20 protein-coding genes are annotated in these 24,000 nt (G+C 51.8%); 3 read left to right on the forward strand and 17 right to left on the reverse strand.

The genetic code is table 11. The annotated features are described in order from the left end of the window. The first annotated feature begins 1 nt into the window (after window position 1). The 3 genes from ACJJII_RS00785 (at window position 2) to yacG (ending at window position 1,874) form a co-directional block, all read left to right on the forward strand. Entirely contained in the window at window positions 2-886 is an 885-nt protein-coding gene (locus tag ACJJII_RS00785; RefSeq protein ID WP_444917979.1) for a prepilin peptidase, read from the forward strand. Window positions 887-997: 111 nt separating this feature from the next. After that, on the forward strand, window positions 998-1,606 hold the full coding sequence (coaE, locus tag ACJJII_RS00790; RefSeq protein WP_444917980.1) for a dephospho-CoA kinase: 609 nt from the start codon (window positions 998-1,000) through the stop codon (window positions 1,604-1,606). A 52-nt stretch (window positions 1,607-1,658) separates the two neighbouring features. Then, window positions 1,659-1,874, forward strand: coding sequence for a DNA gyrase inhibitor YacG (gene yacG / locus ACJJII_RS00795; RefSeq protein WP_108734183.1), 216 nt, complete (start codon window positions 1,659-1,661; stop codon window positions 1,872-1,874). A 55-nt stretch (window positions 1,875-1,929) separates the two neighbouring features. On the opposite strand, the gene mutT is transcribed toward yacG, so the two are convergent. The 17 genes from mutT to ftsL form a co-directional block, all read right to left on the reverse strand. Next, window positions 1,930-2,328 (reverse strand): 8-oxo-dGTP diphosphatase MutT, encoded by a 399-nt coding sequence (mutT, locus tag ACJJII_RS00800; RefSeq protein WP_444917981.1) that lies wholly within the window; start codon window positions 2,326-2,328, stop codon window positions 1,930-1,932. Window positions 2,329-2,337: 9 nt separating this feature from the next. Beyond that, window positions 2,338-3,540 carry a bifunctional glutamate N-acetyltransferase/amino-acid acetyltransferase ArgJ gene (argJ, locus tag ACJJII_RS00805; RefSeq protein ID WP_444917982.1) on the reverse strand — a complete coding sequence of 401 codons (1,203 nt, stop codon included), beginning with the start codon at window positions 3,538-3,540 and terminating at the stop codon, window positions 2,338-2,340. A 230-nt stretch (window positions 3,541-3,770) separates the two neighbouring features. After that, window positions 3,771-6,521, reverse strand: a complete 2,751-nt coding sequence (gene secA / locus ACJJII_RS00810) for a preprotein translocase subunit SecA (protein ID WP_444917983.1) — start codon at window positions 6,519-6,521, stop codon at window positions 3,771-3,773. A 163-nt stretch (window positions 6,522-6,684) separates the two neighbouring features. Continuing rightward, window positions 6,685-7,620, reverse strand: a complete 936-nt coding sequence (locus tag ACJJII_RS00815) for a M23 family metallopeptidase (protein ID WP_444917984.1) — start codon at window positions 7,618-7,620, stop codon at window positions 6,685-6,687. Between the two features lie 157 nt (window positions 7,621-7,777). After that, entirely contained in the window at window positions 7,778-8,692 is a 915-nt protein-coding gene (lpxC, locus tag ACJJII_RS00820) for a UDP-3-O-acyl-N-acetylglucosamine deacetylase (protein ID WP_282933860.1), read from the reverse strand. Window positions 8,693-9,086: 394 nt separating this feature from the next. Beyond that, the gene (ftsZ, locus tag ACJJII_RS00825) at window positions 9,087-10,328 is read right to left on the reverse strand and encodes a cell division protein FtsZ (protein ID WP_444917985.1); all 1,242 of its coding nucleotides are present in this window, start codon (window positions 10,326-10,328) and stop codon (window positions 9,087-9,089) included. An 88-nt stretch (window positions 10,329-10,416) separates the two neighbouring features. Further along, the gene (gene ftsA, locus ACJJII_RS00830) at window positions 10,417-11,652 is read right to left on the reverse strand and encodes a cell division protein FtsA (protein ID WP_282933862.1); all 1,236 of its coding nucleotides are present in this window, start codon (window positions 11,650-11,652) and stop codon (window positions 10,417-10,419) included. Between the two features lie 115 nt (window positions 11,653-11,767). Further along, window positions 11,768-12,454 carry a cell division protein FtsQ/DivIB gene (locus ACJJII_RS00835; protein ID WP_444919244.1) on the reverse strand — a complete coding sequence of 229 codons (687 nt, stop codon included), beginning with the start codon at window positions 12,452-12,454 and terminating at the stop codon, window positions 11,768-11,770. 133 nt (window positions 12,455-12,587) lie between these two features. Next, a complete protein-coding gene (gene murC, locus ACJJII_RS00840; RefSeq protein WP_444917986.1) occupies window positions 12,588-14,051 on the reverse strand; it encodes a UDP-N-acetylmuramate--L-alanine ligase in 1,464 nt (487 codons plus the stop codon). Between the two features lie 29 nt (window positions 14,052-14,080). After that, window positions 14,081-15,178: an undecaprenyldiphospho-muramoylpentapeptide beta-N-acetylglucosaminyltransferase gene (gene murG, locus ACJJII_RS00845; protein WP_444917987.1), complete on the reverse strand. Its 1,098-nt coding sequence runs from the start codon at window positions 15,176-15,178 to the stop codon at window positions 14,081-14,083. Further along, a complete protein-coding gene (ftsW, locus tag ACJJII_RS00850; RefSeq protein WP_444917988.1) occupies window positions 15,178-16,401 on the reverse strand; it encodes a putative lipid II flippase FtsW in 1,224 nt (407 codons plus the stop codon). The genes murG and ftsW overlap by 1 nt, the downstream gene beginning before the upstream one ends. After that, a complete protein-coding gene (murD, locus tag ACJJII_RS00855; RefSeq protein WP_444917989.1) occupies window positions 16,398-17,780 on the reverse strand; it encodes a UDP-N-acetylmuramoyl-L-alanine--D-glutamate ligase in 1,383 nt (460 codons plus the stop codon). Before murD ends, ftsW begins: the two co-directional genes overlap by 4 nt. Before the next feature lie 8 nt (window positions 17,781-17,788). After that, the gene (gene mraY, locus ACJJII_RS00860) at window positions 17,789-18,874 is read right to left on the reverse strand and encodes a phospho-N-acetylmuramoyl-pentapeptide-transferase (protein ID WP_444893034.1); all 1,086 of its coding nucleotides are present in this window, start codon (window positions 18,872-18,874) and stop codon (window positions 17,789-17,791) included. Then, entirely contained in the window at window positions 18,874-20,253 is a 1,380-nt protein-coding gene (locus tag ACJJII_RS00865) for a UDP-N-acetylmuramoyl-tripeptide--D-alanyl-D-alanine ligase (RefSeq protein WP_444917990.1), read from the reverse strand. The genes mraY and ACJJII_RS00865 overlap by 1 nt, the downstream gene beginning before the upstream one ends. Further along, window positions 20,246-21,778, reverse strand: a complete 1,533-nt coding sequence (locus ACJJII_RS00870) for a UDP-N-acetylmuramoyl-L-alanyl-D-glutamate--2,6-diaminopimelate ligase (RefSeq protein WP_444917991.1) — start codon at window positions 21,776-21,778, stop codon at window positions 20,246-20,248. The genes ACJJII_RS00865 and ACJJII_RS00870 overlap by 8 nt, the downstream gene beginning before the upstream one ends. Further along, complete coding sequence (locus tag ACJJII_RS00875) at window positions 21,775-23,535, reverse strand: peptidoglycan D,D-transpeptidase FtsI family protein (RefSeq protein ID WP_444917992.1); 1,761 nt, start codon at window positions 23,533-23,535, stop codon at window positions 21,775-21,777. The genes ACJJII_RS00870 and ACJJII_RS00875 overlap by 4 nt, the downstream gene beginning before the upstream one ends. Window positions 23,536-23,723: 188 nt before the next feature. Continuing rightward, window positions 23,724-23,999, reverse strand: a complete 276-nt coding sequence (gene ftsL, locus ACJJII_RS00880) for a cell division protein FtsL (RefSeq protein ID WP_413663017.1) — start codon at window positions 23,997-23,999, stop codon at window positions 23,724-23,726. Between the last annotated feature and the right edge of the window lies 1 nt (window position 24,000).

The raw sequence follows: 24,000 nt of genomic DNA on the forward strand, positions 1-24,000 counted from the left end.
AATGCTCGAAACAATCACTTACTTCCCGGCGCTGCTCCTAGGCAGCGCTTTTATTTTAGGGCTGCTGATTGGCAGTTTCCTTAATGTAGTTATACTGCGCCTTCCCGTTATAATGGAGCGCGAATATAAGCGGGATTTTCACAGTTACTTCGATACTCACCCCAGCCCTACTGAGCAAGAAGAGCTGAACAAACCTTTTAATCTAGTATTACCCCACTCTCACTGCCCCAAATGCAAAGCAGAGATCAAACCCTGGCAAAATATCCCAGTAGTAAGCTATCTGCTGTTAGGAGGCAAATGTGCCAATTGTGGTACAGCAATCTCCAAGCGGTACCCATTGGTGGAGTTGGCCACAGGAATTTTAACAGCGGTTGTTGTCTGGCAGCTGGGGTTCACTTGGCAGGCATTAGCCGGATGTTTCTTTACCTGGGCCCTGATTGCTCTAACTGGTATTGATTTTGACAAACAGTTACTCCCCGACAATATCACCCTTCCTCTACTCTGGGCCGGTTTGCTAATCAATATTTGGGGAGCATTTGCTTCTCTACAGGACGCAGTAATCGGTGCTATTGCCGGCTACCTATCTCTTTGGCTGGTGTTCCACATCTTTAAGATTGTTACCGGCAAAGAAGGTATGGGGGCTGGTGACTTTAAAATCCTGGCAGCTATCGGAGCTTGGTTTGGCTGGCAGGTGCTACCGATGGTCATCCTACTCTCCGCTATCGTAGGGGCTATTGCGGGAATATCTTGGAGTATCGCCGTAGGGCGGGATCGCAACTTGCCCATCGCTTTTGGCCCCTACCTTGCCGGAGCCGGCTGGATCGCTATGCTTTGGGGTGATCAAATCATGAGCTGGTATTTCAATATCTCTGGTCTTAGCAGCTAAACGACCAACTCACCATTCTCCGACTATTTGCTTTACTATGACCCCGGCCAGCCATCTGGCCGGGGTTTTTATTTATACCGCAACCTTGTTTATTTTTGGGGAGGACAGCCATTGTTTACCGTAGGCTTAACCGGCGGGATCGGTAGCGGAAAGTCAGCAGCAGCCGGGTATTTCCGTGGCCTGGGCATTAATGTAGTAGATGCAGACTGGGCGGCAAGGGTTGTGGTCCAACCGGGAAAGCCCGCCCTGGAACAGATAGCCCGACACTTCGGGGCCGATGTCTTACTGGAAAGTGGCGAATTAAACCGGAGCAAACTGCGCACACTGATATTTGACGGCCCAGGCGAACGGCAATGGCTGGAAAGCCTTTTACATCCACTGATTAGAGAAGAAATAACTTCCTCACTGAACGCAAGTCAGGGGCCCTACGCAATATTGGAATCCCCCCTCCTGATTGAGTCAGGCCAATATGAGCTCGTTAACAGGATTTGTGTGGTCGATCTACCCGAGGCTTTGCAGCTTGAGCGCGCCAGCGCGCGTGATAACAGCCACCAGGAACAGATTCGCAAAATCATGACGGCCCAACTGACAAGGGAGCAACGACTAGAGAAGGCGGATGATGTTTTGGATAACGCTAGTGACTTAACCTCACTCAAAGCTCAAGTAGAGCAGCTCCACCGGGAATACTTACGGATTGCTCGGCCGGAACAGTCGAGCTAAGTTAATTAGAGTACAATTCCGATTCAGATCACTTTAGAGCCCAAGCTAACTTATGCCTAAATCCAGCGTAACGCCGACACTCAACTGCCCTACCTGCAAAAAGCCCATTGAATGGAGCGATAAGTTTCCCTTCAAACCTTTTTGTAGCGAACGTTGCAAGCTGATTGATCTCGGCGAATGGGCTAGTGAGGGACACAAGATTCCCGGGGAGTCAGTGTATGACGATGTGCTGAGTGATGACCTGGACCCGAACAAGCCCCGCCATTAAGGCCATCCAACCCACTTTTGAACAGCTGCCTGCAAGCAGCTGTTCAAGGTGAAGCTTAGGAGAAACTCCCTTTTACCGCTTCAATAATTGCCTGATTGGCGTCGGGGAAGTGGAAGTTATCCAGCTCCCCAGCAGACACCCACTTGATTTCCTGCTGCTCTCGTCCAAGAGCCTCACCCGTGAACTGCGTTACCTGCCAAGTATCCAGCAGCACGGTTTTTTCAGGGTAATCGTGACGAATTTCTACCAGAGGCTGCAACTCCTGTACTTCAATGGCCACCTCTTCAAGTAGCTCCCTATAGAGCGCCTCCTGCACAGACTCACCAGCTTCCACCTTGCCACCGGGAAATTCCCAGCGCCCTCCCATATGCAAATGGTCGGGACGGCGGGCAATCAGGATCTTGCCATCCCCTCGGGTTACTACACCGACAGCAACATGGACAACCTTACTCACTCTACTACCTCAGGTCCGATATTCTGCGTTGATGGTGACATACTCGTGAGAGAAGTCACAGGTCCAGATGTGCTCACTGCTGGCACCGCGACCCAGCTCTATACGGATTGTAAATTCGGGTTTTGAAAATACCTGCTCTCCAGCCTGCTCTTGATATCCAGATGCGCGCCCACCGGCACTGACCACCTGTACATCATCGAGGAAGACCTCAACCTTATCGGTGTCTAATTCGCCTTGGATAGCATTGCCGATCGCCATCACCAGCCGACCCCAGTTAGGGTCTGAGGCATAAAGTGCAGTTTTCACCAGCGGAGAATCACCGACTTCAAAAGCTACTGCCAAGGCCTCTTCACTGCTGAGCGCGCCATCCACTTGTACGGTAACAAACTTGGTCGCCCCCTCACCGTCCCTGACAATGGCCTGGGCCAGCTCTATATGTATTTCCGAAATTGCCCTATACAGCTCCAGGTAGCCAGTATTCTCAGAGCTGCTGATCATCTCCCCCCGCGCACCTGTGGCCATCAAAACACAAGCATCATTCGTCGAGGTATCTCCATCTACGCTAATTCGATTAAATGAAGCCCCGACAACTTCCCGCACCATTTGATCTAGCAGGGGCTGCGTCACACCGGCATCAGTGGCGACATAGGCGAGCATGGTAGCCATGTTCGGCTGGATCATGCCGGAACCTTTAGCTATACCAACAACGGCAATCTCTTCACCATTAATCATTAACTTGCGGCTCGCAATCTTTGGCCGGGTGTCGGTAGTCATAATGGACTCGGCCGCCAACTCCCATCCGGCGGAAGCAAGCTGTCCAGCAGACCCCGGAATAGCAGTGAGTAACTTCTCCATCGGTAAGTGCTCACCAATGACACCAGTACTAAAAGGTAATACTTGTTCAGCAGAAATCTTCAGTGCATCTGCCACCGCCTCGCAAGTAGCCCGGGCATCCGCCAGCCCCCTTACCCCAGTAGCGGCATTGGCATTGCCGGCATTAACGACCAGGGCTCGCACTTCTCCTTTGGCGATATGCTCTTTAGCAACCGTTACTGGAGCCGCACAAAAAGTATTCTGGGTAAAAGTGGCTGCAACTGAAGTTCCTTCAGCAAGCTCAACCAACAACAGGTCATTGCGCTCCCAGTCTTTGATCCTGGCAGGCACACTGGCGAGGCGAACCCCTTCGACAACGGGTATGGATAATTCAGGCATAAGAATAACGACTTTGGGCTATCACAGCGCAGGCAAACCTAGACCCCGGTCCACCCAAACGGATTAGCGGAAATAAATGAGCGGTCGACATTATCAAAGCCGAACCTCAGTAAGGCAAGCCAAAATAGACTTATCTGCGGAATGGAAATCTTTTTCCGCAGATAATTCTTTTGCTGGTTAAAAAAATACCCCGCTAAGCGGGGCACTTACTGAATTCAAGCAGCAGATAATTAGCTCTGGGTAGAGGAAGCCAGCTTACCGTGACACTGCTTGTACTTTTTCCCGGAACCACAGGGGCAGGGATCATTGCGCCCGACTTTAGGACCGCGACGCTCCGGTGCCGGGGTAGCCGGCTGCTGCTCCTTGGGCTCACTTTCTGGAAGCGCCGAAGCTTGAGCGTGTTGCAGCTCAAGCTGCTGCCTGCGCTGCTCTTCCAGGCGACGCTGCTCCATCTCTTCCGCTTGCTCACGAGTCATCGGCTCTACGTGGGCAAGAATACGCACCACTTCATGCTTGAGGTTCTCCAGCATGCTCTGGAACAGGTGGAAAGACTCGCGCTTGAATTCCTGCTTGGGGTTTTTGTTGGCGTAAGCCCGCAATCCAATACCCGCACGCAGGTGGTCCATGCTGGAAAGATGCTCTTTCCACAACTGATCCAACACTTGCAGCATAATCTGACGCTCGATAGTCGGCATCAGGTTGGCATCACCAGAAGACTCACCAATGCGGGAAACTTTTGCAGCATAGGCTTCCTGCGCGGCAACAGTAATCTTTTTCCGCAAGCTCTCTTCGTGCAGAGTGCGATCTTCATCGAGCCACTGCTGAACCGGCAACTGGATACCCAATTCGCCGGAGAGCTGCTGCTCAAGGGCTGGAATATCCCACTGCTCTTCCACACTCTGCGGCGGAATAGAGCCGGAGACAATACCATCGACCACATCTTCACGAATGGCGGAGATGGTGTCGCTGATACTTTCAGCTTCCAGCAGCTCATTGCGCTGGCCATAAATCACCTGGCGTTGGTCATTGGCCACATCGTCGTATTCCAGCAACTGCTTGCGAATATCGAAGTTGCGACCTTCAACACGGCGCTGGGCTTTTTCGATAGCGTTGGAAACCATACGGTGCTCAATCGCCTCACCGCGCTCCATACCCAGCATCTGCATAAAATTCTTCACCCGGTCAGAGGCGAAGATGCGCATAAGGTTATCTTCCAGGGACAGATAGAAACGAGTAACACCTGGGTCACCCTGGCGACCTGCACGGCCTCGTAGCTGGTTATCAATACGGCGGGACTCATGACGCTCAGTACCGATAATATGTAGACCGCCCGCAGCGATCACCTGCTCGTGGCGCTTACCCCAATCTTCCTTAACTTGCGCAAGCTCCGCTTCGGTCAGCTCACTACCCTTCTCCTGGGCCAGGGCTGCCGCTTCAGCCTCCCAGTTACCACCGAGCACAATGTCGGTACCGCGACCGGCCATATTGGTAGCGATAGTCACTGCACCCGGGCGACCCGCCTGGGCGATAATCTGTGCTTCGCGCTCGTGGTATTTCGCATTGAGAACCTGGTGCTTAATGCCCGCCTTTTGCAACTTGCGGGACATTTCCTCTGAGGTCTCGATAGAAGCAGTACCTACAAGGATCGGAGCCTGCTTTTCACGGCAGTGCTTCACATCCTCAATAATCGCTTCCATCTTCTCTTCCTGGCTCAGGTAAACCAGGTCATTGAGATCTTCACGTTGAATTTGCTTATTGGTGGGGATCACCACCACGTCCAGGCCATAAATTTGCTGAAATTCAAACGCTTCTGTATCCGCTGTACCGGTCATTCCCGCAAGTTTGGGGTAGAAGCGGAACAGGTTCTGGAATGTTGTAGAAGCGAGAGTCTGGCTCTCACTCTGAATCTGCACACTCTCTTTTGCTTCCAGCGCCTGGTGCAGGCCTTCGGAGAGACGGCGACCGGGCATGGTCCGACCGGTGTGCTCATCAATTAACACCACCTGGCCGTTCTGCACGATGTAATCCACATCGCGGTTAAACAGCACATGCGCGCGCAGGGCGGCGTGCACATGGTGCAACAGGCCCAGGTTCCCAGGGGCGTAAAGGGACTGGTCTTCCTTCATCAATCCGCTGCGTGACAGCAGGTCTTCGATCAATAAGTGACCCTGCTCGGTCAGCTCAACCTGGCGAGTCTTTTCATCAACGGTGTAGTGCCCCTCCCCACCTTCTTCGGCACGCTCCAGCTGGGGAACCAACTTATTCATTGCCGTATAAAGGTGAGAAGAGTCTTCGGCGGCTCCAGAAATAATCAGCGGAGTACGCGCCTCATCGATCAGGATGGAATCCACCTCATCGACAATAGCGAAGTTCTGAGGGCGCTGGGTGCGGTCCTCTTTGCGCAACACCATGTTGTCACGCAGGTAATCAAAACCGAATTCGTTATTAGTGCCGTAAGTAATATCAGCCTCATAGGCCGCTTTCTTTTCTTCTGGTGGCTGCTGGGAAACAATAACTCCCACCGTCATGCCCAGGAATTCATATACCGGGCGCATCCAATTGGCATCCCGCGAAGCGAGGTAATCGTTCACCGTAACAATATGAACGCCCTTACCTTCAAGCGCATTCAGATAGGCCGGCAGGGTTGCAACCAGGGTTTTACCTTCACCAGTACGCATTTCTGCAATACGCCCTTCATGCAGGGTCATACCACCGATCAGCTGAACGTCGAAGTGGCGCATGCCCATGGCCCGGCGACCCGCTTCACGTACTGCAGCAAACGCCTCAGGCAGAATTTGATCGAGCTTTTCCCCGTCAGCGAGTCGCTGCCTGAACTCATCCGTTTTAGCCCGCAGGCCTGCATCGTCAAGCTTCTGGAAATCCTCTTCCAAAGCGTTGATCTTTCCCACGACGCGTCGCATGCGCTTCAGCTCGCGGTCATTTTTTGAACCAAAGACCGATTTAATCAGTTTGCCAATCATTATCTAGAAACCACTTATCTTATTTGCGCTGTCGGCGCTAATATCGGGCAGATCGATGCACCGACGCTCCTTTATGCGAGGGGTGCAAGTAAACAGGAAGGCGCAAGCGCTGGCAACTCTTATGCCAAGCTACCAACAATTACGCGTAAAGGAAGGATAGTTCTTATCTGCCTGTGCGGCGGATATAGCTAGCTGGATCAACCGTGCGGTTGTTCTTATAAATCTCAAAGTGAACATGGGGCCCGGTAGAACGACCACTGGAACCCATCAGGGCAATAGTCTGCCCCCTCTTGACCACGTCACCCAATCCCACTTTCAGCTCACTATTGTGCCCATAGCGGGTTGAATAACCATTGCCGTGATTGATTTCTACCAACTGACCATAACCATGGCGCTCATCAGCCCAGGTGACGACACCTGCGGCTACTGAAACAACATCGGAGCCCATCTTGCCAGCAAAATCCACACCCTTATGCCAGGTCCTACGGCCAGTGAATGGATCGGTGCGATAACCATAACGGGAAGACATCCACCCCTTGCTGATCGGGCGGCCCGCTAAAAACTGCTCGTCCTCAAGCTTGAGGTTCGCCATCAGGGATTCAAGTGTGTTCAGCTGCATTTGGCGATCTTCAATCTGATGAGAGAGATCTCCAATAACATCCAGGAATTCCGGTGGCTGATACGGCAACTCGGATGCACCTGCGATTCCGGGGTCTTCTGGCCCACCGATAGCAGGTGTACTGCCAAACTCAAACTCTCCTTCATCGAGATTGGCAACAGAGGTTAAACGCTCACCCAGTGCATCAAGGCGAGTTAAACGCGCCTGCAACTCTGCAAGCTTAACGGTAAGAGCTGCCAGTTGCTCCCGCGCCTCTCTATCTGCTTCAGCAATTTCTTCCTGCTGTTTGCGCAGTGCGCGACTCCAGGCCTTGGCCGTTCGGGAATCAAATAGGTCAGTTTTAGTAACCGGTAAATTCGCCCCCAGCAGAAATGCACCCACAGGGAGGCTCAGCAAGCACAACCCCAACAGGGCTTTGCTCAAACTGCCAAAATTAAAGCTGCGAGTCGCACCGCGCTCATTAACCAGGATTACTTTCATAGGAACTGTGAGGAGTTCGACATTTTTAATTTTCGTTAGTCCCCAGCTCACAAGCCGAGGTGCCAAACCAATAAGGATACCAAAAATCTATAGGCTTTCTCTGTGAAACAATCATACAAAAAAGCCGGCACTATAATGCCGGCTTCTTGCGAAAGTATCAAACTGCCAAAATAGGCTTAATATAAGAGATCGGTGCTTCTTCTTGCTCACCTTCAAAGGTGACCATTTCCCAAGCATCCTCCTGAGCCATGAGGTTGCGAAGGGATTTATTGTTCAGCGCATGGCCAGACTTAAAGGCCTTGAACTCACCAATCAGGCTGGTCCCCAGAAGATAGAGATCGCCAATCGCATCCAGAATTTTATGTTTCACAAATTCGTCTTCATAACGCAACCCGCCTTCATTCAGAATGCGGTACTGATCAATCACAATTGCGTTATCAACGGAACCACCCTGAACCAGGCCTTTGGAGCGCAGGTACTCGATCTCATGCATAAAGCCAAAGGTACGGGCGCGACTCACTTCCTTAACAAAAGAGGTGCTGGAGAAGTCCACGGATGAACTCAGGTTACGCCCCTGGAAAACCGGGTGGTCAAAGTCGATTGTGAAAGATACTTTAAAGCCATTAAAAGGCAGGAAGCTGGCAACCTTATCGCCATCCTCTACAGTTACTGGCTTCTTGATTCGCAGGAACTTCTTCGGAGCTGCTTGCTCTTGGATACCTGCAGATTGAATTAGAAATACAAATGGGCCGGCACTGCCATCCATAATGGGCACTTCTTGCGCGGATAACTCGACAACCGCATTATCAATGCCAAGGCCCGCCATTGCCGAGAGCAGGTGCTCTACCGTAGCAATGCGAACATCACCCTTTTCCAGGGTGGTTGAAAGGAGAGTGTCGCCGACATTTTCCGCACGAGCCTCGATTTCAACTACCGGGTCCAAATCGGTTCTACGGAACACAATACCGGTGTCTACGGGCGCTGGTTTAAGGGTAAGTACAACTTTCTTGCCAGTGTGCAGACCTACGCCAGTGGCGCGAATAGCATTCTTAAGCGTGCGCTGTTTGATCATGAAACTATCTTTTCCCCGTCGGTGGACTACGCCCCTAAGGCGCAGCAAGCCATCGATACTAGCACAATTGCGACGCCAATACCAATTCTGGGCGAGTGGTCACCACAACTGTGCACCACCTACCTATATGAGGATAGATCAAGCAAAGATTGCAGCGCCAACGCATGTCGCTATGACAGCATTCTAAGATCCTAAGCTCCGCAAGCGCTGTTAATAATTGTTAATTATTTTAGATAGTTATTGCGACTCACCAGTTCTGATCAAAATCTACACAAACGGGGCAAGGGCCCACCCATTCGACAAGGTAGACCCGAGCAAAAGCCGCACCGCAGCGGCAATACCCAGCCGGAGCCGGGCAGACATGAGCGGTGTTCTGCCTCTGCGGTACCGTTTCCTAGTCTGCCTGACGGCGCAGGAAGGCTGGAATATCCAGGTACTCCATATCCGCATCAGCGGGATTCAGGGCAGGAGCCGGGCGCTTGGGGCGCTCCGCTTCAGCGCGAGGGCGCGGATCAATGGCCTCGCGGCTTGCCAGTCCCGCAGAGCTGTGGCCAGCGTGAGCGCTGTGATTATCGCGAACCTCACGGGTTTCACGAACAGGCTCGCGAGGCTCTGGGCGGCGGGTGTTATCCACCACCTTCGCCGGACGCGCTACCGGAGTACCCTCGCCAAGACCTGCGGCCACAACGGTAACCCGCATCTCATCACCGAGCTTATCATCTACCGCTGTACCGATAACCACAGTAGCTTCATCGGAGGCGATTTCCTGGACAATCTCACCTACTTCAGAGTACTCACCCAGGGTCAGTTCCTGACAGCCCGCCTCTTCGCTACCGGTGATGATATTCACCAGGATACCGCGAGCACCTGCCAGGTTGACGTTATCCAGTAGCGGGCTTCGCACGGCTTTCTCAGCCGCTTCGCGCGCACGGTTTTCACCGACGGCAGAACCGGACCCCATCATCGCCATGCCCATTTCAGACATTACGGTGCGCACATCGGCGAAGTCCACGTTCATGATGCCCGGACGAATCATCAGGTCGGCAATGCCTTGTACAGCACCCAATAAAACGTTATCTGCCTCTTTGTAAGCAGATTTCATTGTGATCTTGCTACCGAGTACTTCCAGCAAACGATCGTTGGGGATAGTAATCAGAGAATCAACTTTATCGCGCAGCTCGAGGATACCCTCTTCAGCTACAACTGTGCGTTTGCGCCCTTCGATCTTAAATGGGCGAGTAACTACCGCAACGGTAAGGATGCCCAGTTCTTTTGCAATCTCAGCGACAATCGGCGCACCACCGGTACCGGTACCACCGCCCATACCGGCAGTGATGAATACCATATCCGCACCGGTTAATACCTCAGCAATGCGATCGCGATCTTCAAGTGCGGACTGACGGCCAATATCCGGGTTTGCCCCTGCGCCCAAACCGCGTGTAATTGTGTTACCCAGTTGCAGGATAGTGCGGGCCTCAACATCTTTGAGGGCCTGTGCATCTGTATTTGCACAGATAAAATCTACACCCTCAACATCATTGGCGATCATATGCTTAACAGCATTACCACCACCACCGCCGACACCAATCACCTTGATGACAGGCTTATCCTGTACGCTATCAACTAGTTCGAACATTGCTGTTCCCCTTTCTTGCTCATGTCGAATTTTACAGCCATGCCTAAAAAAAATCCTTCACCGGATGGCTAAATCTGGTTGCACTCTATTACAAATTTCCGCGAAACCAGTGTTTTACCTTGTCCCACCACTGATTATCGTTGCGCACAGGCTGTATTTTGCCCTCTCGAGCCTCTTCCTGCTGCATCGCATACATCAATAATCCAACTCCAGTGGAATAAATTGGGTTGCTGACGATATCCGTCAAACCTGCAATACCCTGAGGCACTGCTAGGCGAACCGGCATATGAAAAATTTCCTCAGCCAGTTCAACCGCGCCCTCCATTTTTGAAGAGCCGCCGGTAAGTACTACACCCGCCGCACACAAATCTTCGAAGCCGCTGCGACGTAACTCCGCCTGTACTAATGTAAACAATTCGTCGTAGCGCGGCTCAACGACCTCGGCCAATGCCTGTCGGGATAAATCCCTAGGCGCGCGATCACCAACGCTCGGTACCTTAATGGTCTCACCTTCGCGAGCGAGTTTTGCCAACGCGCACGCATATTTGATTTTCAAATCTTCTGCGTGCGGTGTCGGTGTGCGCAAAGCCATGGCAATATCATTGGTAACCTGGTCTCCAGCAATCGGTATCACACCGGTATGCCGAATAGATCCACCAGTAAACACAGCAATATCGGTAGTTCCCCCACCAATATCTACCATGCATACTCCCAACTCTTTTTCATCTTCGGTCAGGACTGCGTAACTTGAAGCCAATTGTTCAAGAATGACATCTTCTACTTCCAGACCACATCGACGAATACACTTTTCAATATTCTGTGCAGCATTCACTGCACCGCTGACCAAATGGACCTTTGCTTCGAGGCGAACACCAGACATTCCGAGAGGTTCTTTTACCCCTTCCTGATTATCAATCAGGTATTCCTGCGGAAGCGTGTGCAAAATCTTCTGGTCCGCAGGAATAGCGACAGCCCTGGCAGCATCAATAACACGATCGAGATCCTGCTGGGTAACCTCTCGATCCTTAATCGCAACTATACCGTGAGAGTTCAAGCTGCGAATGTGACTTCCCGCAATCCCTGCGTACACAGAGTGAATTTCACAACCCGCCATCAACTCAGCTTCTTCCACAGCGCGCTGTATAGATTGCACGGTTGATTCAATATTAACCACTACGCCCTTTTTCATTCCAGTGGAACGATGAGAGCCGATACCGACAATATTAAGTTCCCCATCACCGGAAGCTTCACCGACAATAGCGACTACTTTAGAGGTGCCTATATCCAGTCCAACAATCATGCGCTGATCGGATACCTGTGTCATTTTCGTGCCAACCTCGCTGAGCTGCATTCCGTTTCAGGTTCTGCTATCGGACCAGAACACAGCATTCGCTTTTAAACTTTTATCTATAAAACAGCCACCCGGGCTGCCTCGATTTTTACTTTTCTTCGTCTTTCCACTGAACCGCTACCGCATTGCTGTAGCGCGTATCGACGCTGACAACTTTTTGCAAGTGCGGCGCCAGTACACCTCGACTCAAATACAAAAAACGGTGTACTCGCTCCAATAAAGCATCATGGCCAAGTTTTAATTCAATTCCCGACACTAACTCCAGATGCCAACCGCTTAGGTCGTCAAATGACAACCGTTTAACCTCCATATCCCGCGTGGTCAGCAACCCCGCAAGCGCGCGGTATTGCAGCATAATCCGCTCTACCAACTCTTCATCCCCGGCAAGCTCGGGCAGGGACTGAACCCCCATATGTGACGGACGCGGCAGCAGATCCCCATTCGCTACCAACAATTTATCTTTACCCCAGGTGGCGAGAGGTTGCGCTTCAGTGATATCAACCTCAACGCCCTTCGGCCAACGCCTGCTCACCGAGGCGGAAGTAATCCAGGGGTTAGACAGTAATGTCTGCTGCATCGCCTGAATGTCCGCTGAAAAAAAGCCCGCTTTCAAGTGAGGAAGAAGCACCTCTCTTAACTCTTCTTCAGTTACCGCATTAAAAGCCCCGCGTACTTCAACTTGCTCCAGGGCATCAACATTACTCAACTCAACCGATGGCACCCATCGCCATAACCAAACTGCACCATAGAGCAAAGCACTAAAGCCTGCGAACATCACCAATAAAAAAAAACACCGCTTCCAGTTCAGACGAAGCTTCTCGGGATTATCGGTTCCAAGAGGGCTCGCTCCGCGAGCTGTCTTTTTTTTTCTCCCGGCTGATTTCGTTCCAGCTCCTTTCACTAGCTACTTAGCCCTCGCCGCTGCGCTCGCCCAAGCGCCAATCAGCCAACCTTTGCGAAAGTGCTCCGACGTTGCCAGCTCCCTGGGTCAGGACAATATCACCTGGCTCCAACAGATCAGCTAATACCGGGGGAACCTGATCGATAGTTTCCATAAAAATCGGATCTACCTGTCCTCTGTTGCGTAAACTTCGCGCAAGCGTTCTGCCATCGGCACCGGCAATTGGCGCTTCACCCGCACTGTATACATCCAGCAAAATTAACTTATCCACCTCAGACAGGACCTGAACAAAGTCTTCAAACAAGTCCCGTGTACGGGTATAACGGTGGGGCTGATAAATCATTACCAAGCGACGATCCGGCCAGCCATCTCGAACTGTCTTTACGGTAGCCGCTACCTCGCGTGGGTGGTGACCGTAGTCATCTACCAACATCACCTTATCAGCTTCGGCATCATCGCTAACGGCATAATCACCGTAGATCTGGAATCGACGACCAACGCCCTGGAAGCCTATCAGGCCTAGGCGAATTGCTTCATCACTAACGCCTTCATCACTAGCTACAGCAATTGCTGCAGTCGCATTGAGAACATTGTGAACACCCGGTGTATTCACAGAAACCTGCAATAGATCACCCTTGGGTCTCTGTACCGTGAAATGGCTGCGCAGAGGTTCCTGCTTTACTTCAACGATGCGGTAGTCATTACCCTCATCAAATCCATAGGTCAGAACCGGGCGGGAAAACTTGGGGATGACTTCCTGAACATTGGCGTCATCCCCGCAAACTACCGCCAAACCGTAAAACGGCAGGTTGTGAACAAAATCAATAAAGATTTGTTTCACCTTTTCGAAGTCGCCACCATAAGTTTCCATATGGTCCGCATCGATATTGGTAATCACCGTCACCATCGGCTGTAAGTGAATAAAAGACGCATCGCTCTCATCTGCTTCAGCCACTAAATAACGACTTTCGCCCAAGGCAGCATTGGCACCTGCAGCGTTGACCAGGCCACCGATAACAAAGGTCGGATCTTTTTTGTCTGCCGCAAAGATTGAGGCGATTAAGCTGGTCGTGGTGGTCTTTCCGTGAGTTCCTGCCACAGCAATGCCATAGCGATAGCGCATCAGTTCACCGAGCATTTCGGCACGGCGTACAATAGGGATTCTCTTTTCTCTCGCTTCAATCAGCTCCGGGTTATCGCCATGTACGGCAGAGGAATTAACCACAACATCAACGCCGCGAACATTTTCCTCGCTGTGCCCGATTTGGACCTTAACGCCCAATTTGCGCAATCTATCAGTAACCGCAGATTCACGCAGGTCAGAACCTGAGACTTCGTAGCCCTGGTTCTGCAGTACCTCTGCAATGCCACTCATACCGGCACCACCGATACCAATAAAGTGGATACGGCGGATACGACGCATGGCCGGTACCGCATAACTTTTATCTTCGTTTGTCCGCACTGAAGACATTACTTTAACCTTCGTCCACTTATTCTGTGTTACCTGGCCGAGGCCAGCTCTTCTCTGCAAGCGTTAACCACTTGCTCAGTCGCATCAGTTTTTGCCGCGCGCCGCGCGGAGGTCGCCATTTGCAATAGTTTCTGACGATCTTCTAACAGGCTTTGTAACAAGCCGGATAACTTCTGCTCGTCCATTTCCCGCTGCTGCATAACAATCGCTCCGCCAGCATTTTGCAACCACTCGCCATTACGCGTTTGATGATCATCAATTGCAAAGGGGAAAGGCACCATGATTGCACCGACTCCCGCCGCTGAAATTTCAGAAACAGTCAAAGCCCCGGAACGGCAAATAATCAGGTCCGCAGAGCGGTAGGCCTCAGCCATATCCGCAATAAAAGGGACCACCTCAGCTTCTACTGCCGCCTCTTTATAGGCTTCTTTGGCAGCCTGAAGGTGGCGCTCTCCCGCCTGGTGGACCACCGCCGGGCGCAGGGAGGGTTTCAGCAATGCGATTGCCTTAGGAACCAGTTCATTAATTGCTACAGCACCGAGGCTACCGCCCAATACCAAAAGGCGCAGAGACGACTGGCTGCCAATTCGTGTTTCTGGCTCAGGCAATTCTGCAATCTCTTTGCGCACTGGATTGCCCACTTGCCTGGCACCGGGTAACCCACTGGGAAATGCTTCAAGCACCTGGCTGGAAATCCGCGCTAACAAGCGGTTTGTCGTTCCGGCAACAGCATTTTGCTCGTGAATAATCAACGGTATCCCCCCGAGACGGGCTGCAACGCCCCCTGGGCCGGTCGCAAAGCCGCCAAAGCCGAGTACTGCATCAGGTTGTACTTGCTTAACAACGGTTCTGGCCTGAGCAATTGCCCGCAAAATTTGCAACGGGGCTTTAAGTAAGGCCAACTTTCCCTTCCCCCGAATACCCTCCACTTTAATGCAGTGCAAAGGAATATTCGCCGCAGGTATTAATCGGGATTCAATCCCACGGGCAGTACCTAACCACTCGACAACAGCCCCCTGCTCTTGCAACGCTTTAGCCACAGCCAACGCTGGAAACACATGACCGCCGGTACCACCGGCCATCAGCAAAAACTTCTTTCCAGAAAAACGCTTATTTACTTCAGACATCAAACCGTTTCTCCGTTGCTGCCCTTCACACTGGACTTGGGTGAATGGAATATTGGCAGCTGACGCAAAAGCTCAAGCCCCCCGCTTCCGTTTTCAGCAGGCCCTTTTAGTTCAGCCCGAATCCGCATCGCCAAGCCGAGTAATGCACAACATACAATCAGGCTGCTGCCACCAGAGCTGACAAATGGCAGCGTTAGCCCTTTAGTCGGCAACAGGCCTGAAGCAACGCCCATATTCACGAAAGCTTGTCCAGCCAATAGCACTGCCATACCAAAAGCTAGAAGTGCAGCGAAAAATTTCTCCTGCACCAGGGCCTCCTTTACCAGGCGGAGCAGTGAGTAGGTGAGAACAACAAAAAGCCCTACCAGTACTACGCCACCCAACATTCCCCATTCCTCTGCCAGAATGGCGAAAATAAAATCCGTATGGGCCTCAGGCAGGTAAAACAGCTTCTGCACACTATTGCCCAAACCAACTCCAAACCACTCTCCGCGACCAAATGCAATCAGGGACTGGGTAAGTTGGTAGCCACTGGCAAACTGATCCCCCCAAGGATCCAGAAACGTCAGCAATCGCTGTAAGCGATAGGGGCTCATCAGTGCCATTAGCGCCAGTCCACTCGCAGCCGCAGCTACCAATAAAAAAGTATGGGGAAGACGGGCTCCCGCCAAAAAAACCATTGCCAACACGGTGCCTGAAATTACAACCACAGAACCGAAGTCCGGCTGTAAAAGCAATAACAGAGCAACCGTTGCGAGAATCACCACTGGCACCATAAAGCTGGTCCAGTGGCGTAGTTGCTTATTTCGACGAGTTAAAAAACTGGCAAAAAAAACTAACAGACAGAACTTAGCCACTTCCGCGGGTTGCACAGTTATGCCTGCAAATACCAGCCAACGCCGGCTACCGTTCACCTCCCGTCCAATCCCCGGCACAAGCACTGCAATCAATAACAGGCAAGCAAACAGTAATAATGGCCAGGACAGTCGCGACCAAATTGACAGGGGAATCTGACTAACGACAAATCCAGCTAATCCGCCAACCATCAAAAAAGCCAAATGACGCCTGAGGAAATACCAGGGGTCACCATAAATATCCGTAGCAAAGGCGATAGATGCTGAAGCAACCATCACCACACCAATGCTAGCCAGAACCAGAACACTGAGTAGCAGCAGCCCATCCTGCCATTCACTACCTTGAGCCTTGATTACCTGGGCACTCACTGGGAGTCACCAGCGGTATCGCATAATTCCAGAACGGCCTGGCGAAAATCATCACCGCGGGCTTCAAAATTCTTATACATATCAAAGCTGGCACATGCCGGTGATAACAATACATAGTCACCGCCATTGGCTAATTGTCTGGCCTCAGCGACGGCCTCTACCATTGTGCTAGCCCTGCGAATCTCGCACAGGCCATCAAAGACACCTGCTATTTTCTTTCCATCTACACCAATACAAACCAGGGCCCGGAGTGCTCCTGCACTTTTTCGTAAGGGAGCAAAATCAGCACCCTTGCCATCCCCTCCAGCAATAAGCACTATTTTACTGGTTACCGTAGCCAAGCCATCCAATGCCGCCTGGGTTGCTCCTACATTGGTGCCTTTTGAATCGTTAACATAAACAACGTCTTCAAAATCAGCCACGCGCTCACAGCGATGTTTCAACCCGCGAAAGTTGCGTAAAACTTTTAGCATCGCTTCAGTGGGTAGGCCCAGTGCATAACCCATTGCCAGGGCTGCCAAACCATTGGCAATATTATGCTTACCCACCATAGCCAAATCGGCCACAGGCATTAAAACTTCTGTGCCTCGAGCCAACCAGTTCTGCCCCTCATGCAAGCGCAGGCCAAACTGATTGAGATCCGGCTGATCAAGCCCAAAAGTCCACTCCCGTCTCTCTCGGGAAAGAGGCCCCTGGGATAAGGGGTCCGCGCGATTTATCACGAACTGATCCGCTCCGCGATAAATGCGCTGCTTGGCCCGGTGGTACTCCACCATACTGGGGTAGCGGTCCATATGGTCCGCACTCATATTTAAAATGGTGGCTACAGTAGGTGCCAACGAGTAGGTGGTTTCCAATTGAAAACTGGAAAGCTCCAAAACAAAGATGTCCGGCAGAGGTTTCTCAAGTAAATCCAGCACCGGCACACCGATATTGCCGCCCACACCAACTGTCAGCCCTGCCTCTTCAACCATCTCCCCCAGGAGTGTGGTCACTGTACTCTTTCCGTTGGAACCGGTAATCGCGGCGAGCTTCGCTGTCGATTGCATCCGAGTCAGGGCCTGGGCAAATAACTCAATATCCCCAACCACAGGAATCCCATCCGCAATCGCCTGCTGCAATACGGGTTCAGCAAGCGCAACTCCGGGGCTGGCAATAATCAAGCTCGCCGCGAGTATTGTCCCCGGGCGCAATGGACCTGTTTCCACCGCAACCTCTGGGAAATCCTGACGAAAAGCTTCGAGCCCCGGCGGGTTATCGCGACTGTCTGCCACGACCGGCGTATGGCCGTGACGCAGCAGGTAGCGCACCACCGACTTTCCGGTAGCACCAAGACCTATTACCACTTTCTGCTGTGAAGAAGTCGCGATCAGGCTCATTTATCTATTTATCGAATTTTCAGTGTTGCCAAACCAGCCAAGACCAGAATGACGGTAATAATCCAAAAGCGCACAATGACTCGGGGCTCCGGCCACCCTTTTAACTCAAAGTGGTGGTGCAGAGGCGCCATACGAAAAATTCTCTTCCCCGTTAATTTAAAGGATGCCACCTGCAAAATTACGGAAACTGTTTCCATCACAAACACACCGCCCATAATGAACAGAATAATTTCATGACGGGTAATTACCGCAATAATTCCCAGCGCCGCCCCCAGTGCCAGAGCGCCCACATCCCCCATAAACACTTGGGCCGGATAAGTGTTAAACCATAAGAATCCGAGTCCGGCACCACCGAGGGCAGCGCAGAACACCGCCAACTCCCCGGCTCCTGGAATTGCGGGAATATGCAGGTAGTCAGCAAACTCCATATGGCCGGATAGATAAGCAATCACCCCAAGTGCTCCACCCACCATCACAGTAGGCATAATCGCCAAGCCATCGAGGCCATCAGTCAGGTTAACCGCATTACTGGAGCCAACAACAACAAAATAGGTCAGCAATATAAAAGATACCGGTCCCAGGTTTATCGCAACATCTTTAAAAAAGGGAACAAAAAACTGGGTCTCTGCCGGGCTTGAAGCACTCATATACAGATAAATAGCTGCACCCAACCCGGCAACGGATTGCCAAAAATATTTCCAGCGAGCAATAAGGCCACGGGGATTTTTGTAAACGACTTTTTTGTAGTCATCCACGAAGCCCACAGCACCGAAAACAAAGGTAACTAATAAAGTAACCCACACGTAACGATTGCTGAGATCAGACCAGAGTAGGGCTGAGGCAAAAATTGAGGCGAGAATCAAGGTGCCGCCCATAGTCGGGGTGCCAGATTTACTCAAATGGCTTTGCGGACCATCATCGCGAACAGCCTGTCCCACCTGTAAATGATTCAACCAATGAATCATGCGCGGACCCACAAGTAGTGAAATACCCAGAGCCGTCAACGCAGCAAGAATTGCGCGCACTGTCAGGTAGTTAAATACCGAAAAACCGCTGACATGTTGTTGTAATAGCTCCGCTAGCCAAAGCAGCATTACTTCTCCCCTCTGCTATTGCCAAGCAGTGCCTGCGCTACCAATTCCATACGGGCGCTGCGTGATCCTTTAACCAAAACTGTGGTTTGTTCATCCAATTGTTGAGTGAGAGCAGTAACCAGGGGTTCTCTCTCGCGATAATTGCGCAGCGACTCTTGCCTCCCCGCAGAAAAGGCCATGCTGGCGGCAGTACCCAGCGGCCCCAATGTAAACAGCGCATCCAAGCCTCGCTCTCGTGCCAAAGCTCCAACGCTTCTATGCATCTCCTCCGCGTCCGGCCCCAACTCGGCCATATCCCCCAGCACCAGGATTTTTTTACCTGAACGCTGTGACAGCAATTCAATGGCCGCACCTACTGAACCCGGGTTCGCGTTGTAACTGTCATCAATAACGGTTGCACCGGCTATACCTGCCTGCTCCTGCAAGCGCCCAGCAACCCCGGTCACCGTGTTAAGTCCGCTGATAATTTCAACCGCAGGTATTCCCGCAGCAAAAGCACAGCCAGCAGCAACCAGGGCGTTGTGAACGTTGTGCTCACCAAGCAATTTCAGGCTAACAGGGTGGGCAACGCCTTCAATTACCAAGTCAAATGAAGGGCAACCATTAGGATTTAATACAATATTATCCGCATGGATAGCACACTCATTAGATAAACCAATACCCAGAGTCTTTACCCCTTCGGGCATATTCTCCAACCAGTAATTCGCATAGCCATCATCGGTATTGATCACCGCCGTCGCCGATACATCCAAACTGGTGTAAATTTGGCCCTTGGCTTTTGCGATAGCATCAACAGAACCAAAGCCCTCGACATGCGCTGGCATTACGTTATTTACCGCCGTCACCTGCGGCTTGCCGATACTACACAGGTAGCCAATATCGTCAGGGCCGTTAGCTCCCATTTCGAGAATCAACACATCGTGTTGCACTGTCAGCCCAAACAAAGTCATAGGCAAACCGAACTGGTTGTTCAGGTTTCCCTCAGTTACACAGGGTGTATGGCTCCGGGAAAAAATTGCAGACAGCATTTCCTTAACGGTGGTTTTTCCGCAGGACCCTGTGATCGCCATAACCGGACCGTCAAACTGCTCACGGCACAGTAAGCCAATTTGTCCTAATGCGACCGTCGTATCTTCAACGCGCCACTGCGGTAAACTGCAACTGGGTACTTCACGATCGACGACCAACCCCAATACCTGGCCATCCAGCTCACCGACAAAGTCGTGAGCATCAAAATTTTCGCCAACCAGAGCAACAAATAAAGATTTGGGGTCCAGCTTGCGGGTATCCGTACAAACCAGTTCAAACTCCACAGAGCCATTGATTAACTCACCACCAAAACGGCTTTGCAGTTGCTGCAACGTAAGGGAATTAATCACCTTGGCTCTCCTTGTCTTCACTTGACTGGCCCGGTTCATCCACGCGGGCTTTGAGAGCTGCAGCAGCTTGCTCACGATCGCAGAAGTGAATTTTTTCACTGCCGATAATTTGGTAATTCTCGTGCCCTTTACCGGCGATCAATACAATATCCCCCGGTTGCGCTGCAGATACCGCCTGAGATATCGCTGTCGCGCGATCAATTTCAACTTCGATATTACTGGCAGCCCCTTCGAGAATATCGTCGATAATTTTTTGTGGTTCCTCGCTGCGCGGATTATCGCTAGTCACAATGGCACGGTCCGCCATCTCGGAGGCAATACGCCCCATCGCCGCACGCTTACCCGTATCCCGGTCACCGCCACAACCAAAAACACACCACAAATTACCGCGACAGTAAGGGCGCGCTGCTGCTAAAGCCGCGCGAAGAGCATCTGGTGTATGGGCATAATCCACCAATACACCCACATCATCGGAACCCTCAACCAGGACACGCTCCATACGCCCCGGCACCGCTTTAATAGTGGGGAAAGCGGCAAGAATATCTTCAAAAGGCATGCCCTCTGCCGCTGCAGCAGCTACCACAGCCAGAGCATTGTGAATATTGAAATCGCCGATTAAGGGTGCGTGCAGTTCACCGCTGCCCCAGGGGGAATTAAGCTTTACAGAAAAACCGCGCTCATGGCGACGCAGGTCAGCAACATATAAATCACCCGCCTGCAGCCCATAAGTAATAACGCGCAGGCCACGCAATTTGCAGCGCTCTGCCAACTGGGCGCCAAACGGATCATCCAGGTTAATGACTCCTCGCTTCAATTTTGGCAGTCCGAAAAGTTTCTCTTTGGCTGCGCCGTAAGCGGCCATATTGCCGTGATAATCCAAATGATCGCGGCTCAAATTGGTAAAAATTGCCGTATCAAAAATCAGCCCATGCACACGTCCCTGAGAAAGGGAATGCGAAGAAACTTCCATTGCGGCAGCGGCAACGCCACTATCGCGATAATTTGCAAAGTCCGCTTGTAAACTCACCGGGTCAGGCGTTGTTAAACCCGTTTCCTGCAATTCGATTTGGTTATCTTTCCAGACACCATTACCAATGGTGCCTATCAATGCTGCACTGCCAAAGTGGCGAGCCAGTAATTGGGAAGTCAAATAGGCGCAAGTGGTTTTACCGTTGGTGCCAGTCACTCCAACCAAGTGCATTTCACCACTGGGATTACCGTGGAAGCGCGCGGCAATTTCCCCTACCCGCTTTGCCAGACCGGGAACACTGACCACCTGGATATCACCACGGCTTTTACATTCCAACTTGTCGCCGTCGGCAAGCACTACCGCAGCACCTGCAGTAATTGCCGCATCGATAAATTCCCGACCATCGACCACAGAACCGCGCAAGGCCATAAATGCATCGCCCGCTTTTATCTTGCGGCTATCCAGGGCAATACCAGTGACAGAAATATCGGGAATACCGGCGTAACCCGGCACTAATTCTTTGATAGAAACAGAATGTTTTTCGCGCTGACTCACGATTTTGAACCCCTCTCGCTTAACTGCGCGGCCAATTGCCCCTCCGCCGATTCAATTTTTTCCGGCGGAACCTGCAACAGGCGCATAGCACCAGTCATCACCGCACCGAATACCGGTGCAGCAACTTCACCACCGTAATATTTGGCGTGACTGGGATCATCAATAACAACTACCGCGGCAAGGCGCGGATTATCAGCGGGAATAAAGCCCGCAAATACTGAGCGATAGCGATTATCCGCATAGCCACTACTGCCAACTTTGTGCACAGTACCGGTCTTGCCGGCGACACGATAACCTTCTACAGCGGCAAGGCGTCCGGTACCCTTAGCACCAATCACCGTCTCCAACATCGCAGTAACCTGCCCGGCCAAGGATTGCTCAATAACCTGCTCAGGCTCGCCCGGAACTTTGTTACCGGATAAAACCAGGGAAACAGGACGCTTAACCCCTTCATTCGCCAGTACGCTGTAGGCTTGTGCCAGTTGCACAGCGTTAACTGTTAAACCGTAGCCGAAGGCGAAATTAGCCCGCTCGATTGGGTGCCAGCGGCTGCGACTGGGCAAGATCCCCTGTGCTTCACCGGGGAAGCCGCTGCCCACTGCCTCGCCTAGACCCAAGCGATAAAAGAGTCCCCGCAGAGAATTTGGTTCCAAATCGAGAGCAATTTTTGTAATTCCCACCTGGCTCGACTTGGTAATAATCTTGGTGAGGTCTATTTTTCCGTAATTAACCGGATCCACCAGGGTTTTTCCCGGAACGCGAATATATCCAGGGCTGGTGTTAATTTCTGTTCTTGGGGTGTAGCGCCCGGTTTCCAAAGCCGCCAATACCGTTAAGGGTTTCACTGTAGAACCCGGCTCAAACTGGTCGATCAGCGCACGGTTGCGCATAGCCGCCGATTTAACCCCTTTGCGATCATTGGGATTAAATGAAGGCTGGTTGGCCATGGCCAACACATCGCCACTGTGAGTATCGAGAATCACCATAAAGCCGGAAGCGGCGCCGTTTTCCGACACCGCCCGCTTTAATTCCCGGTAAGCCAAATATTGCAGGCGCATATCGATAGACAAACGCAGATCCCTGCCCGGTTGCGCTTCCTGACGAATTGCCAAATCCCTTACCGTGCGCCCTTTCAGATCTTTAATTACCTGACGTGATCCCGGCTGTCCGGACAGCCAATCGTCGTAGGCCAATTCCATTCCTTCCTGGCCGCGATCATCGATATTGGTAAAACCGAGAAGTTGGGCTACGACCTCCCCGGCAGGATAGAAGCGCCGATACTCTTTTTTACTGAAAACACCTGTAATACCCAGGTCCAGCACTTTCTCAGCCTCTTCTGGAGACAAGTGCCGGCGCAGGTACATAAATTCTTTATTGCGGTATTTCTTCAGGCGAGTGCCAAGTTTGGATGACGGTAAATCCAGCGCGCGAGCCAGGCGCACTAAATTCGCATCGCTTATTTCACTCAACAGCTTGGGATTGGCCCACAGGCTGTGTACCGGTGTACTGACAGCGAGAAGCTCACCGTTTCGATCGACTATTGAGCCCCGATAGGCAGCAATCTCTTCGGTGCGCAAGGTGCGGGCCCGACCCTGGTCTTGCAGGAAACGATATCCGCGCTCAGCAGCAGGCACTACCTGCAGTTTGGCCAAGTGGAACACAAGGGCAAGAGCGAGCAGGCACAGCAGGACCGCCACCAGCGCAAAGCGCCAGCGGGCTATACCCGGCTGAATATCCTTTTTTTTGACTGCGCCCATGTTTTCCCAGTTGGCGTTATCTATTTATTTTGCATCCCGGCTGAGCATGCCACTCTCCAGGGCCTGAACTCCAAAACTCAATTAACGCAAAATTCTTTATAATTATTTAAAGGCCAAAGCCCCCAAACGCAGAAACCCCACCGGGCAAGCAGTGGGGTACTTACGTCTTCATCCAAGGCGGTTAAAACTTAATCCGCCACTACCAATACCTGTTCCGAAGGTGCTGGCATATGCATTTTTAATTTTTCTCGGGCGACCTGTTCGACCCGGCTATAGGCAGACCAGGCACTTTTCTCCAAAAGGAGACGCTCCTGCTCATAGCGCAATTCATCGTGGGCTTTTTGTGCCTTACCGAGCTCAGCAGTTAACTCTCGGCTTTGTTGGGTGGTATGAATAACAGATAGCGACGACAGTATTACCGCTATCCACATTACCCCCACCCCAAGTAGAGCCTTGCCAGACATA

The sequence above is a fragment of the Microbulbifer maximicatervae (SeqCode) genome (genome assembly GCF_052467825.1).